This window comes from Leifsonia sp. PS1209, assembly GCF_012317045.1.
GTDB lineage: Bacteria > Actinomycetota > Actinomycetes > Actinomycetales > Microbacteriaceae > Leifsonia.
Genome location: NZ_CP051154.1, coordinates 1,844,297 through 1,858,027, shown reverse-complemented (window position 1 = coordinate 1,858,027; position 13,731 = coordinate 1,844,297). Strand labels below are relative to the sequence as shown.

15 protein-coding genes are annotated in these 13,731 nt (G+C 69.8%); 2 read left to right on the top strand and 13 right to left on the bottom strand.

The genetic code is table 11. The annotated features are described in order from the left end of the window. Positions 1–50 precede the first annotated feature (50 nt). The 4 genes from HF024_RS08755 to HF024_RS08740 all read right to left on the bottom strand — a co-directional run bounded on the left by HF024_RS08755 (position 51) and on the right by HF024_RS08740 (position 2,127). A complete protein-coding gene (locus HF024_RS08755) occupies positions 51–587 on the bottom strand; it encodes a DUF1697 domain-containing protein (protein WP_168689302.1) in 537 nt (178 codons plus the stop codon). Between the two features lie 10 nt (positions 588–597). Beyond that, the gene (locus HF024_RS08750) at positions 598–891 is read right to left on the bottom strand and encodes a hypothetical protein (RefSeq protein WP_247597377.1); all 294 of its coding nucleotides are present in this window, start codon (positions 889–891) and stop codon (positions 598–600) included. 36 nt (positions 892–927) lie between these two features. Continuing rightward, positions 928–1,710 (bottom strand): YidC/Oxa1 family membrane protein insertase, encoded by a 783-nt coding sequence (locus HF024_RS08745; protein ID WP_168689301.1) that lies wholly within the window; start codon positions 1,708–1,710, stop codon positions 928–930. Between the two features lie 111 nt (positions 1,711–1,821). After that, positions 1,822–2,127 carry a DUF6412 domain-containing protein gene (locus HF024_RS08740; protein ID WP_168689300.1) on the bottom strand — a complete coding sequence of 102 codons (306 nt, stop codon included), beginning with the start codon at positions 2,125–2,127 and terminating at the stop codon, positions 1,822–1,824. An 85-nt stretch (positions 2,128–2,212) separates the two neighbouring features. On the opposite strand from HF024_RS08740, the gene HF024_RS08735 reads away from it, so the two are divergent. Both HF024_RS08735 and HF024_RS08730 read left to right on the top strand, forming a co-directional pair. Beyond that, positions 2,213–2,878 carry an SDR family oxidoreductase gene (locus HF024_RS08735; protein ID WP_168689299.1) on the top strand — a complete coding sequence of 222 codons (666 nt, stop codon included), beginning with the start codon at positions 2,213–2,215 and terminating at the stop codon, positions 2,876–2,878. 10 nt (positions 2,879–2,888) lie between these two features. Further along, the gene (locus HF024_RS08730) at positions 2,889–4,667 is read left to right on the top strand and encodes a long-chain-fatty-acid--CoA ligase (RefSeq protein WP_168689298.1); all 1,779 of its coding nucleotides are present in this window, start codon (positions 2,889–2,891) and stop codon (positions 4,665–4,667) included. A gap of 13 nt (positions 4,668–4,680) precedes the next feature. Here HF024_RS08730 and HF024_RS08725 read toward each other — a convergent pair whose 3' ends face one another. From HF024_RS08725 to HF024_RS19790, 9 genes are all read right to left on the bottom strand, one after another. After that, positions 4,681–5,169 (bottom strand): PaaI family thioesterase, encoded by a 489-nt coding sequence (locus HF024_RS08725; protein ID WP_348770482.1) that lies wholly within the window; start codon positions 5,167–5,169, stop codon positions 4,681–4,683. Next, complete coding sequence (locus HF024_RS08720; RefSeq protein WP_168689297.1) at positions 5,170–6,918, bottom strand: APC family permease; 1,749 nt, start codon at positions 6,916–6,918, stop codon at positions 5,170–5,172. It lies immediately after the preceding gene. An 86-nt stretch (positions 6,919–7,004) separates the two neighbouring features. After that, positions 7,005–7,910, bottom strand: a complete 906-nt coding sequence (locus HF024_RS08715) for an oxygenase MpaB family protein (RefSeq protein WP_168689296.1) — start codon at positions 7,908–7,910, stop codon at positions 7,005–7,007. After that, the gene (locus tag HF024_RS08710) at positions 7,907–8,470 is read right to left on the bottom strand and encodes a YbaK/EbsC family protein (RefSeq protein WP_168689295.1); all 564 of its coding nucleotides are present in this window, start codon (positions 8,468–8,470) and stop codon (positions 7,907–7,909) included. Before HF024_RS08710 ends, HF024_RS08715 begins: the two co-directional genes overlap by 4 nt. 85 nt (positions 8,471–8,555) lie before the next feature. After that, positions 8,556–10,061: an Asp-tRNA(Asn)/Glu-tRNA(Gln) amidotransferase subunit GatB gene (gene gatB, locus HF024_RS08705; RefSeq protein ID WP_168689294.1), complete on the bottom strand. Its 1,506-nt coding sequence runs from the start codon at positions 10,059–10,061 to the stop codon at positions 8,556–8,558. Beyond that, positions 10,061–11,608, bottom strand: coding sequence for an Asp-tRNA(Asn)/Glu-tRNA(Gln) amidotransferase subunit GatA (gene gatA / locus HF024_RS08700; RefSeq protein ID WP_085368537.1), 1,548 nt, complete (start codon positions 11,606–11,608; stop codon positions 10,061–10,063). Before gatA ends, gatB begins: the two co-directional genes overlap by 1 nt. A 9-nt stretch (positions 11,609–11,617) precedes the next feature. Continuing rightward, positions 11,618–11,914: an Asp-tRNA(Asn)/Glu-tRNA(Gln) amidotransferase subunit GatC gene (gatC, locus tag HF024_RS08695; protein WP_085368538.1), complete on the bottom strand. Its 297-nt coding sequence runs from the start codon at positions 11,912–11,914 to the stop codon at positions 11,618–11,620. Positions 11,915–11,951: 37 nt separating this feature from the next. Further along, positions 11,952–13,505: an alkaline phosphatase family protein gene (locus HF024_RS08690; protein WP_247597376.1), complete on the bottom strand. Its 1,554-nt coding sequence runs from the start codon at positions 13,503–13,505 to the stop codon at positions 11,952–11,954. Next, positions 13,475–13,699, bottom strand: a complete 225-nt coding sequence (locus tag HF024_RS19790) for a twin-arginine translocation signal domain-containing protein (RefSeq protein WP_247597375.1) — start codon at positions 13,697–13,699, stop codon at positions 13,475–13,477. The genes HF024_RS08690 and HF024_RS19790 overlap by 31 nt, the downstream gene beginning before the upstream one ends. Between the last annotated feature and the right edge of the window lie 32 nt (positions 13,700–13,731).

Sequence of the window (13,731 nt, the reverse complement as noted above, 5' to 3'; positions counted from 1 at the left end):
AAGCTTTCTAAACTGAAAGAATGCAGTTCTGCATTATTCGCGGAGAACGCTCAGCTTCGCGCATCCAGCTCCTCGATCAGGCGGAGCACCGTGCGCCAGTTGCGCCCGGTCGCCACCGGTCCGACCTCGCGCCAGAACGCGTGAGTGAGCTTCGACTTCGAGACGCCGAGCGGGCACCACTGGTACACGGCGCGTTCACCGACGCTGACGACCTCCGGAGCGATCCTGTCCGCGTCGGGAACGCGGAGCGCGGGCGGCACGGGATGGTCGAGAAAGGTGACCATCAGCTTCGAGTGATCATCGCCGGCGTCGAGCAGCGGGTTCGCCGCCGCGACGGTGCGGAACGCCTTCTCGGTCAGCAGGATCACGCGGGCGGAGACGCCGGAGCGCTTCTCGATGGCCCTCTCGACGGCCGCGGCCTGTGCGGCCGACGGGGCGGCTGCGGCGTCGAACACGACGTTCCCCGACTGCAGGAAGGTCGAGACGCGCTCGAACCCGGCCTCCGTGAACGCCGCGGCCAGGTCGCCCTTCGCCACCCGCGTGGATGCGCCGACGTTGATCCCGCGGACCAGCCCGACCCCGTGCATCCGGATGCCGCTAACCGTCGATCGGGTCTGCGGCCACCAGCAGCGCCTGTGCGATGGTCGCCTGCTCGTACGGGCCGCGGCCGTCGCGCCGCCGCTGCGGCTCGCTGAACGCGACCAGCCACGACGTCACGTCTCCGGCGGGCAGGTTGACGCTGCGCAGGCTCGCTGCACCCGGCGCGATGATGACCCCGGTGGGCTCCCCCACCCAGTCGTCACCGCTCTCCTCCTGCGGCTCGCGCACGTACACCTGCACGCCGACGCCGAACGCCGGGGCCGTCGAGGCGGCTGTCTTGCGGTTCTTCATGCTCCAAGCATCCCACCCGGCGGGCCGGCTGCCCGGTCAGCGGGCGGCGGACGGCTCGATCCGCCCATCCGGACGGTGCCGCTCCGGGTCGAGGAGACGACGCAACGTGAACCGCTCCGCGACGGTCCATGCCGTCGAGGTCAGGATGTAGACAGCGGCGGCGAGCGGCACGAACGCCGCGAACACCACGGTCACGTACGGCAGGAACGACAGCGCGCGCAGCAGGCCGCCGGAACCGGGCGTGGCGGCGCCCTCCGGCTGCGGGAGCGTGAGCACCCTCCTCGACACGGTGGTGACGATCGCGATCAGCCCGAGCACGACGAGGTAGACCAGCATCGCGGGCCACACCTCCGCTCCGGCACTGGTCAGGCCGACGAAACTCGTGCCGAGCGGCGCGCCGAAGACGTGCTCGCCGAGCAGCTCGTTGGCGTGACCGGAGATCGCCGGATGGGTGAACACCGCGTAGACCAGCGAGATCACCGGAAGCTGCGCGAGCAGCGGGAGCATCCCCGCGAACGGAGAGACCTTCTCCGACTGGTAGAGCTCCATCGTCTTCCTGGCGAGCAGCTCGCGGTCCTTTCCATGTTTGCGTTGCAGCTCGGCGATGTGCGGCGCCAGACGGCGGCGGTTGTACTCGGCGCGCACCTGACTCATCCCGACCGGGATGAGGAGCGCGCGGACGATCACGGTGAGGGCGACGACGGCCAGCAGGCCGCTGAGAGTGCCTGCGACCGGCGCGAGAGCGCCGGACAGGCCGGTGACGAGAGCGTATGTCGCGTCGAGGACGGCCGCGATGGGGCCGAAGGAGAAGATGTCCACGAGAAGTGTCCCTGCTGTCGAACGGATGGGGGGATTCCGTCTGACCGCGCTCGGCAGCCGATGTTGCCGGCAGGGCTGCGCCGCCCATCGGGGTGGCGGGAGATGCTCCTGCTACGCGGTCCGCAGGGAGAGACCGGGCGCTCGCGGGCGCGGGCGGCCGTCGGCATCCGGATCGGACTGGCGGAGCATGGCGCTCTTGTCCGCCGGTTCGATGGGCCGTTCGAGCCGGGCCCGGATGCGCAGCGACGCCGCCAGTGCTGCCACCGACGTGAGCCCGGCGGCCGCGACGACCGCGACGAGTCCGATCGCACCGGCCATACCGGCGAGAGCGATGATGCTGGCCGGCGTGGATGCGGCGAGCACGCCGTCGAGCGACGCGGCGAAGACCCGCCCCAGCAGCTCGAAGAACGTCAGCATGGGATGACGCTAACAAATTCACGGCCGATTCGCTGGAGGTGTTCGCCGTGGGCGCATCCACCCCCGAGGGGTCCATGATGGAAGCATGACTCGTGTTGTGATCGTCGGTGCCCACGGAAAAGTCGCCCAGCAGTTGATGCGGGTGCTCTATGACAACGGTGACGACTTCGTCGGCATCGTCCGGAATGAGGAGCACGCGGACGACGTGTACCGCCTGGGCGGAGAGGGCGTGCTGCTCGACATCGAGAAGGCGACGCCCGAGCAGCTCTCCACGGCGTTCGCAGGGTCGGACGCCGTGGTGTTCGCCGCCGGTGCCGGCGCGGGCTCCGGCATCGAGCGCAAGCGGACGGTCGACTACGAAGGCTCCGTGAAGTCGATGCAGGGCGCCGTGCTCGCGGGCATCCGCCGCTTCGTGCAGGTCTCCGCCTGGGGCGTCGACGCGCCGCTGCCGGACGACACCGAGCCGGTCTGGCGCGCATACGTCGAGGCGAAGCGGGATGCGGACGCCGTGCTCCGCGAATCCGGGCTCGACTGGACCATCCTGCGCCCGGGCGGCCTCACCACCGAGGAGGGCACGGGGCTCGTGACCATCGGGGACAGCGTCGAGCGAGGCAGCATCCCGCGCGAGGACGTCGCCCGGCTGATCAGCGCCTGCATCGACGAGCCGGGCACCATCGGGCACGTCTGGGAGGCCGTCTCCGGCAGCACGCCGATCGACGACGCGGTGCGCGCGCTGGTCGCCTCGTCGTAGGCTTGCCAGCGTGAGCCAGACACCGGACGGCGCAGACGCCGCAGCCACCTCCGACGCCAGCACCTCCGCTCCAGGCACCGACGCCACAGGCACCGCTCCCGGCGACTACGCCGCGCGGCCGTGGCTCGCGAGCTATGCGCCGAACGTGCCGGACGACGTCGACCTGCCCGACGGCTCGCTCGCGCACCTGATCGACGAGTCCGTCGCCCGCTACCCGCGAAACGTCGCCCTCGAGTTCTTCGGGGCGACCACCACGTACGCGGAGCTGGGCGACCAGATCGCCCGTGCAGCGGAGGGCCTGCGCAAGCGCGGCGTGCGCAAGGGAGACAGGGTCGCGCTCGTGCTGCCCAATTGCCCGCAGCACGTGGTCGCGTTCTACGCCGCCCTGCGTCTCGGCGCCGTGGTGATCGAGCACAACCCGCTCTACACGCCGCGCGAGCTGCGGCACCAGTTCGAGGACCACGGTGCGACCGTCGCCATCGTCTGGGACAAGGTCGCGAAGACCGTCCAGGAGCTCCCGGCCGACCTCGGAGTGACCACGGTCGTCTCGATCGACATCACCCGGGCGATGCCGGCGACCAAGCGCGCCGCCCTGCGGCTGCCGGTCCGTGCAGCACGTCAGGCCAGGGAGCAGCTCACCGCGAAGGTCAGCGGCACGGTCACTTGGGAGACCCTGATCGGCGGCCGCAGGCTGAAGGCCTCGTATCCGCGGCCCGAGCGCGACGACCTGGCGCTCATCCAGTACACCAGCGGCACCACCGGCCTGCCCAAGGGCGTGATGCTCAGCCACCTGAACCTCACGGTGAACGCCGCGCAGGCCCGGGCGTGGGTGCCCACCATCGAGCGGGGCACCTCCGTGGTGTATGCCGTGCTCCCCCTCTTCCACGCGTACGGGCTGACGCTCTGCCTCACCTTCGCGATGAGCATGGGGTCGCGCCTGGTGCTGTTCCCGAAGTTCGATCCCGACCTGGTGCTGGATGTGGTCAAGAAGCGCCCGGCGACCTTCCTGCCGGCGGTCCCTCCGATCTACGACCGCCTCGTCGCGGCCGCGGAGAAGCGGAAGGTGTCGCTGTCCGGCATCGAGATCGCCATCTCCGGGGCGATGAGCCTGCCGGAGAGCATCGTGCGGCTCTGGGAGAGCAAGACCGGCGGCTATCTGGTCGAGGGCTACGGCCTGTCCGAGTGCTCCCCCGTGCTGATGGCCAACCCGGTCGGCACAACGCGCAGGGACGGCACCGTCGGCCTCGCGCTCCCGAGCACGCGGCTGCGCGTCGTCGACCCGGACGATCCGTCGCAGGACCGCCCGTTCGGCGAGGAGGGCGAGCTGCTCGCCAAAGGCCCGCAGGTGTTCTCCGGATACTGGCACAAGGCCGACGAGACGGCGAAGGTGTTCACCGACGACGGCTGGTTCCGCACCGGTGACATCGTGACGATGGATGCGGACGGCTTCGTGCGCATCGTCGACCGCATCAAGGAGCTCATCGTCACCGGCGGCTTCAACGTCTCGCCGACGGAGGTCGAGGACGCGCTGCGCGACTTCGAGGGCGTCGCGGACGTGGCCGTGGTCGGCGTCCCGCAGGAGCGCGGAGGCGAAGACGTGGTCGCCGCCGTCGTGATGAAGCCGGGCGCCTCGTTCGACGAGGCCGCGATCCGGGCGTTCGCGAGGGACACGCTGACCCCGTACAAGGTGCCGAGACACGTCACCCAGGTGGACGATCTGCCGCGCTCCATCGTGGGCAAGGTGATCAGGCGCAAGGTGCGCGATCAGCTGCTCGCAGCGAAGGACTGACCGGCCCGGACCGCTAGAGCGGGAACACGAGCAGCGAGCCCGTCGCCGTCGCGACCGTCTTGCCGGAGGCGTCCGTCACCACCCCGTCAGCGAACGCGACCCTGCTGCCCGGCTTCGTGACGTGCGCCACGCAGGTCAGCGGACCGGCGCCCGCGTAGACAGGGCGCAGGTAGTTCACCTTGATCTCGATGGACGTGTATCCCTGACCCTGCGGCAGCGTCGTCTGCACCGCGCATCCGAGGGCCGAGTCGAGCAGCGTGCAGACCAGCCCGCCGTGCACGGTGCCGATCGGGTTGTAGTGCGACTCGTCCGGTTCGCAGACGAACGTCGCCGTGCCCGGCCCGACGTCGGTGAGCCGCATGCTCATCAGGTTGGTGATCGGCGGGGGCGGAAGCTCCCCGTCGAGCATCGACCGGAGGTAGTCGAGGCCGCTCATGGTGGGCATCACCGCCACTCCCGGTGCCGGGTCCTCCCATTCGACGACGCGCTGTCGTTCGCTCACTCACTCGTCCTTTCGCGGCAGGGCGGGATCGTCCGGCGGTAGCTCGGACGGTTCCTTCACCGGCTCCAGCGTCTCGGCATTGATGGGGGTCTGTCCAGGGGGAAGATTGGAGAAGTCCGGCGCGATGATCGTGGGCGGGATGCCGGAGTCCGGCAGCCCGAACGCCGGGACGACGCCCTCCGGCGACAGCACCAGGTCGTCGGAGCGCCGTGGGAGGGTCCTGCCGCGGAAGTAGTCCGGCCTGCGCCACCACCAGATCGCCATCAGCACCAGCCCGATCAGCAGACCGCCGACACCGACCACGGCCTCGGCGCCGATGCCGAAGATGGTCACGTTCTTCCCGTTGTCGTCCACCAGCCAGTCCACGGCGGCGAAGTTGATCAGGCCGTAGATGAAGACGTAGGTGAGCATCAGCCCGCCGACCAGCGGGAACAGCCCGCGCAGGATGATGCTGCGGAAGCTGTGGAACAGCGTCTTGCGGTAGTACCAGACGCAGGCATACCCGGTGAGTCCGTAGTAGAACGCGATCATCAGGCCGATCGACCCGATCAGCGCCAGCAGCAGCGCGGGGCTGATGAAGGTGAAGATGAGGAAGAAGACCGCGGACACCAGCCCCATCCCGATCGTGGCCCAGGTCGGCGTGAGGAACCGAGGGTGGATGCGCGCGAACTGCTCGGGGATGGCCTTGTACGCCGCCATCGACAGGGCGGTGCGCGCCGTCGGCAGGATCGTGGTCTGGGTGGAGGCGGACGCCGAGGTCAGGATGGAGAAGCCGAGCAGCGCCATCAGGAGCGCGCCGACCGGGCCAGGACCGAACAGCGTCGGCCCGATGGCCGAGAACACGTCGCCCGAGTTGGCCGGGTTCGCCAGCCCGATCCCCTTCTCCCCCACGCCCGCGAACGCGACCGTCGCCACCGTGACCACCGCGTACGTGGCGAGCAGCAGCAGCGTGCTGATCACGGCTGCGCGGCCGGGGGTCTTCCCCGGATCCTTCGTCTCCTCGTTCACCGAGACGGCCGTGTCCCAGCCCCAGTAGATGAAGATCGCGGTCAGCATGGCCGGTGCGATGGTCTTGCTGAAGTCGAGGGTGAACGGGTTGAACCAGTCCCACTGCGGGATGAGCGAGTACGGCTCCGCGTTGCCGGTGTAGACCTTCACGAGCGCGAACGCGGCGAAGAAGATCAGGATGACGACCTCGAACGAGAGCAGCACGTACTGCAGCCTGGCCGAGATCTCGATGCCGCGGTAACAGATCCAGGTCATGATCGCGATCCAGAGCAGGCCGGCGATCGTCGTCGCCACGGTGTTGGTCGCGAGGTCGGCGACGGCGGGCAGGCCGAAGCTGCCGACGAAGGTGAACGAGTACGACCCGGCGATCTGCGCCAGATTGGACATCACGATCACGTCGGCGACGATGATGCCCCAGCCGCCCATCCACCCGGTGACCGGCCCGAACGCTCTGGTCGCCCAGGTGAACGTCGTTCCGCAGTCCGGCTCGGCCTTGTTGAGCTCCTGATACGCGACCGCGATCATATACATCGGGATGAACGCGAGCAGCACGATGCCGGGCGCCTTCACCCCGGCGACGACCGTGCCGCCGACGACGATGAAGCCCAGGCTCGCCGCCAGGCTGTACGCGGGCGCGGTCGATGCCACGCCTACCACGACGCTGGAGACCAGGCCGAGGGCCCCGCCTTTCAGCCCCTTGGATTCCACATCCTCCGGTTTGGAGGGGACGGTCGCTGTCATTTCTGCGCCTCCACCGACTCGGGTCCGCTCTCCACTGAGCGGGCCGGCTGGAGACAGGCTAACCCCAAACGACGCCGAGCAGGTCCTCAGTCCGCCGCGAGGCGCGCCAGGCGACGGCGGGCGGAGAGCTCGGCCTGCGTCTGCGGGCCGAGCAGCACCCCGGCTCCCGCGAGCACGGTCGCCGCGGCCCTGTCCACGGGGAACACCCGGTCGAGCGGCGTCGTGCGGAGGCCGAGCATGGCGCGGTGCCGTGGTTCGAGGCTCGCGACGGCCGCCCGGAAGACCACGCGGTACGACGGCCGGAGCATCCTGCGCAGCGGAGGACGCCGGATGAACCGCACGATCTCCTCCACCTCCGGTCCTCCGCGCAGCTCCCCGTCGGCGGTGTACGCGCCGATCTGCGCACGCAGTTCCGCCGCGCTGCGCGGCGGCTCGGCGACGCCCATCAGCTCACCGGCCGTCGCCCACTGCGACACGTAGCCGTCCGCTCCACCCGGGATGGGACTCCCCCAGCGCTCGTGCGCCGTCAGGAACGCGTCGGTGAAGGCGATGTGCACCCAGGCCGCCAGCTCCGGATCGTTCGCGGAGTACGGCCGCGTGACGCCGTGGCCATCGACGAACGTGCCGGTGACCCTCTTGTGCATCGCTTTCACCATCTGCGTGCTCGCGACGGCCTGGCCTGTGCTGCCGAAGGTGACCGTGTGGATCCACTGGATCGTGCCGGCCAGACGCCCGAGCGGATCCTCCCGGTACCGCGAGAAGTCTCTGACGCCCGCGAGAGCCCCGGGATGCAGCGCCTGCAGCAGGAGCGCACGCACCCCGGCGACGAGCGTCGGCATCCCGCCGTGCACCACCCAGGGCGCGCTTCCCGCTTCGAAGAAGCCGTCGTCCTCCCCGTCCTCCAGGGCGAGCACCCAGCGGGGCACCTCGTCGGAGCGTCCGGCCAGCGTCTCGATGAGGCGCGAGCGGACGGGTTCGAGGATGCCGGTCATGCGCCGGCGCCGAGCGCATCCAGGCCGAGACCGTCGACGACGCGGGCATTCGGCAGCTCCCCGAGGAGGCGCCCCGGCAGCAGGATCTTCGACCGGCGGACGCCGGAGCCGATGATGACGACGTCGGTCTCCGCGACGCGGGCGTCGACGAACACCGGCCACTCGGCGGGCAGGCCGATCGGGGTGATGCCGCCGTACTCCATCCCGGTCAGCTCGACGGCACGGTCCATCGACAGAAACGACGCCTTGCGCACATCCAGCAGCCGCTTGACGGTGTTGTTGACGTCGGCGCGCGTCGTCGCGAGCACCACGCAGGCCGCGATCCGCTCGACGCCCTCGCGCTTGCCGGCGACCACCACGCAGTTGGCGAGCGTCGCAGCATCCAGGCCGAACCGCTCGCGCGTGGCCGCCGTGTCCGAGACGGCGGGGTCGATCTCCACCACCCCGACATCGTCCAGCCACCCGGATGCGGTCAGCGCCCCCGCGGTCGTCGGCGCGAGCAGTTCCGTGGCAGTGGAGGCGGGGGCCGTGGTCAGCCCGCCGAGTGTGAAGACGCCCATCTCCCTAATCTGCATCACGCGCCGCCCGAACGCCAACCCCGCCGCGCCTCCGTCGAAACAGAAGCGCGGCGGGGTCTGAGCGTTGCTACTCGGCGGAGCCAGCGCGCTCGAGCACGAGCTCGCGCACGCGGGCGGCGTCCGCCTGGCCCTTCATGGCCTTCATCACGGCGCCGATCACGGCGCCGGCGGCCTGGACCTTGCCGTCGCGGATCTTGGCCAGCACGTCCGGCTGCGCGGCCAGCGCCTCGTCGATGGCGGCGATGAGCGCTCCGTCGTCCGACACGACCGCGAGGCCGCGCGCATCCACGACCTGCTGCGGCGAGCCCTCGCCGGCGATGACGCCTTCGAGCACCTGGCGGGCGAGACGGTCGGTGAGCGTTCCCGCCTCGACAAGTCCGGCCAGCTCTGCGACGTGCCCCGGGCTCACGAGCGTGCCGGCCGGAACGCCCTGCGCGTTCGCCAGTCGGGCGATCTCGCCGGACCACCACTTACGCGCGGCGGCCGGGGTGGCCCCGGCGGCGATGGTCGCCTCGACCTCGTCGAGGAGGTCGGCGTTCGCGATGTCCTGGAACTCCAGCTGCGTGAAGCCCCACGCCTCGATCAGGCGCTTGCGGCGCAGCGACGGCTGCTCCGGCAGGGTGCAGCGCAGCTCGTCGACCCACTCGCGCGCCGGGGCGACGGGCACCAGGTCGGGCTCGGGGAAGTAGCGGTAGTCGTCCGCGTCGGACTTCGGACGTCCAGCACTCGTGGTGCCGGTGTCCTCGTGCCAGTGCCTGGTCTCCTGGACGATCGTGCCGCCGGCGGCGAGAATCGCGGCCTGGCGCTGGATCTCGTAGCGCACCGCACGCTCGACCGAGCGCAGCGAGTTGACGTTCTTGGTCTCCGTGCGGGTTCCGAGCTTTCCGGAGCCGCGGGGACGCAGGGACACGTTCGCGTCGCAGCGCACGTTGCCCTCTTCCATCCTGGCGTTGGAGACGCCGAGCGCCTTCACGATGTCGCGGATCGTGTGCACGTAGACGCGGCCGATCTCCGGAGCGTCGTGCTCCGCTCCCTCGATCATCTTGGTGACGATCTCGACCAGCGGGACACCGCCGCGGTTGTAGTCGACCAGCGAGTAGTCCGCGCCCTGGATGCGTCCGGTCGCCCCGCCGACGTGCGTCAGCTTCCCGGCGTCCTCCTCCATGTGAGCGCGCTCGATGTCGACCGTGATCGTGCGGCCGGACTCCAGCTCGATGGTGACCGCGCCCTCGAAGGCGATCGGCTCGTCGTACTGCGAGGTCTGGAAGTTCTTGGCCGTGTCCGGGTAGAAGTAGTTCTTCCTGGCGAACCTGCTCGACTCCGCGATCTCGCAGCCGAGGGCGAGGCCCAGCCGGATGCTCGACTCGATGGCCTTCTTGTTCACCTGCGGCAGACCGCCGGGAAGACCCAGGCAGGTGGGGCAGGTGTTCGTGTTGGCACCGGAACCGAACTCGTTCGCGCAGCCGCAGAACATCTTCGTCTTGGTGTTCAGCTCGACGTGCACCTCGAAGCCGAGCACCGGCTCGAAGAGTTCGAGAGCCTTGTCGTAGTCCATCAGTTCTGCTTTGGCCATCAGACGGCTCCCTCTTCGCTCGCGAACATCTCGGTGGCGCTCAGGTCGGGCGCCTGACTCAGCAGGGTGCGACCCCACTTCTGCTCCAGGAGCTGCTCGAGCGCTGCGCCGATCGTGTACAGCCTGGCGTCGGCACGCGCCGGCGTCATCAGCTGCAACCCGACGGGCAGGCCGTCCTCGGGCGCGAGGCCGATCGGCAGGCCCATGCCCGGCACGCCGGCCAGGTTGGCCGGGATGGTGGTGATGTCGTTGAGGTACATCGCCATCGGGTCTGCGAGCTTCTCGCCGAACTTGAACGCCGTGGTCGGCGCGCTCGGGCTGACCAGCACATCCACCTTCTCGAAGGCGGAGGAGAAGTCGCGCTGGATGAGCGTGCGCACCTTCTGGGCGCTGCCGTAGTAGGCGTCGTAGTATCCGGCGCTCAGGGCGTAGGTGCCGAGGATGATGCGGCGCTTGACCTCCGGGCCGAACCCGGCGTCGCGGGTGGCGGACATGACGCGCTCGACTGTGACCGGCCCTTCCGCCGGGTTGGTGCGCAGACCGAACCGCACGGAGTCGAAGCGGGCAAGGTTGCTGGACGCCTCCGCGGGGAGGATCAGGTAGTACGCGGCGACCGCGTACTCGAAGCTGGGGGCGCTGACCTCGACGATCTCCGCACCGGCCGATTCGAGCAGCGCGAGCGCCTCGTCGAAGCGCTGCTTGACGCCCGCCTGGTAGCCCTCGCCGGAGATCTCCTTGATGACGCCGACGCGGATGCCCCGCAGGGCTCCGTCGACGAGCCCGGCGCGCGCGGCGTCCGCCATCGACGGCCAGGTGTCGCTGAGCGACGTCGAGTCGAGCGGGTCGTGGCCGCCGATCACGTCGTGCAGCAGACCGGCGTCGAGCACGGTGCGGGAGACGGGGCCGACCTGGTCGAGCGAGCTGGCGAGCGCGATCGCGCCGTACCGGCTGACGCCGCCGTACGTCGGCTTGACGCCCACCGAGCCGGTGACGGCTGCGGGCTGGCGGATCGACCCTCCGGTGTCCGACCCGAGCGCGAGCGGAGCCTCGAACGCGGCGACCGCAGCGGCGGAGCCACCGCCCGAGCCACCGGGGATGCGCTCCAGGTCCCACGGGTTGCGGGTGGGCCCGTATGCGGAGTGCTCCGTCGACGAGCCCATCGCGAACTCGTCCATGTTGGTCTTGCCGAGCGGCACGAGGTCGGCCTCGCGCAGCTTGCGCACGACGGTCGCGTCGTACGGAGGCAGCCAGCCCTCGAGGATCTTCGATCCGGAGGTCGACGGCATGTCGTTGGTGGCGAGCACGTCCTTGATGGCGATGGGAACGCCGGCGAGTGCCGACAGCTTCTCACCGGATGCGCGGCGCGCGTCGATCGCGGCGGCGGTGGCGAGCGCCTTCTCCCCCGCGACGTGCAGGAACGCGTGGACGTCGGCATCCACGGCCTCGATGCGGTCGAGGTGGGCGCGGGTGGCGTCGACGCTCGACACGTCTCCCGCGGAGAGCAGGTCGGAGAGGGCGGCGGCGGAGAGCCTGGTCAGGTCTGTCATTCGTGCGTCCTACTCTTCGTCCAGGATGGCGGCGACCTTGAACTTGTCTCCGTCGCGGTCGGGGGCGCCGGAGAGCGCCTGCTCAACGGTCAGAGACGGCCGCACATCGTCGTCGCGGAAGACGTTGGTGAGCGGCAGCGGGTGGCTGGTGGCAGGGACGTCCGGTCCGGCCACCTCTGTGACCTTCGCGACCGCTTCGACGATCTGGCCGAGCTCGCTGGTCAGGCTCGCGATCTCTTCCTGGCTGAGGTCGATCCTGGCGAGGTTCGCCAGGTGCGCGACCTGCTCTGCACTGATTTCGGACATGCGTCTCCGTGGTGACTCGTGGGTGGACTCACCAATTCTATTGCGCGCCGAAGAGTCCCGTTCCCAGACGGGTCACCGCGTCGTACGCCTCCTTGTATGTGCGGGGCGTCTCCTCCTCCGGCAGCCCGTAGCGCGCCTGCAGCAGCCCGACGAGGCCGATGCCGGGCGGGCTGAGCGGCCGGTCGTCGTCGCCGGGCGCCGGCGCCTGCTGCTCCGGGTTGGCCGGGAGGAACTGCGGATGCGTGTCCGGCCAGGTGCCCGGCTGTCTCGGCGTCGACCTGTTGACGGCGTTGTCGATCGTCGCCGCTCCCCTGTCCCGGTCGGTCAGGTGCTTGAGCTTGTGCTTCTTCACGAGCGTGCTGACCACGGCGGCGTGGTGCATCTCCTCGTTGATGATCGTGCCCCGCTGCGTGTACGCCGAGATCGCGAGGGTGGGCACGCGGACGCCGAGCCGGTCGAACGTGAACCCCATCTCGCCCGGCCCCGAGCCGTCCGGGGGTGTCGCCGGACCGGGGACGGCGTGGTCGTACGTGCCTCCGTGCTCGTCGAACGTGACGAGCAGCATCGTGTTCAGCGCGTTGGAGCCCTTCGCGCTGCGCGACGACCGCACGGCGCTGTACACCCGGTGCAGCAGCAGGTCGCCCGCCCGCACATCGGAGATGGCGCCGCCCACGATGATCTGGCCGTCGACGTTCTCCTCGGTCATCGGGCCGCCGGGTGGATGCATGTCGTTGTGGTCGTAGAGCAGCCGCGGCTCCACGAACGCGTACGCGGGCAGGGTGCCCTCCTCCACATCCCGGTAGAAGTCGGTCATCGTGCGGAAGTTGCTGTGCCAGTACGGCTCGAGCACCGGAGCGTGGATGAAGCCGGTGAGCGAGATGATCTGGCGGTCGTCGAAGTAGACCCGCCAGCTGATCCCGGCCTCTTCGAGCCTGTTGAAGATGGTCGGGGAGTCGTTGGCGGCGTCGAACCACTTCTTCAGCCCGCCCTTACCCCCGTTGGTGACGTAGCCGTGCGAGGTGGACGCGTGGAAGAACGAGCGGTTGCAGAAGGTCTGGGACGGAACGGCGCAGTGCCAGTCGTCGTAGACGGCGAACTGCTTGGCGAGAGTGGAGAACACGGGAAGCATGTCCGGCGTGAACGAGCCCATCACCCTGCGGTACTCCTCGGGGACGGGGTCGCGCTTCAGGTCTTTGCGGAGCTCGCCGACGTAGTCCTGCACGAACCCCTTCATCCGCGCCTCGGTGCCGGCGGGCGGAGCGTTGAACGGCGGCAGCATCTCGCGCTCGCGCGCCGTCGCGTTCGTGGCAGGGTCGACGGTGCCGAACAGCTGCGTGTTGACGTGCGGGTACGCCTCGCCCGGGTCGGGAGACGGCTGCCGCATCACGAAGTCGGTGGTGCCCTCGTACGGATGCGCCGCGACGACGCCTCCTGCCGGGTCCGGATTGCTGTACTCGCCGAACGCGAGGCCGTCGAACCTCTTTCCCGCCGGGAGGTTCTTCTCGTCGTAGAGGTAGCCGAGCAGGTTGTCGAACGACCGGTTCTCGTACATGAGCACGATCAGGTGCTCGAAGCCCGGCTTGTCCGGCACGGGAAGCGGCGGGTACTCCTCGCCGGTCTCGTGCTCGACCTCCTGGGCGGGATGCGAGGCGACGGATGCGCCGATCGCCCCGCCGCGACGCCACCGACGGCCGCACCGATCCCCGCGATCCCCGCCGTCTTCAGGAAGGCACGCCGGGACGGAGCGGGCTGGCCCACGTCGCGCTCGTCGTCATCCGGCTGCATCGTCTCCCATTATGCGCGCAGCAGAGCGGCCG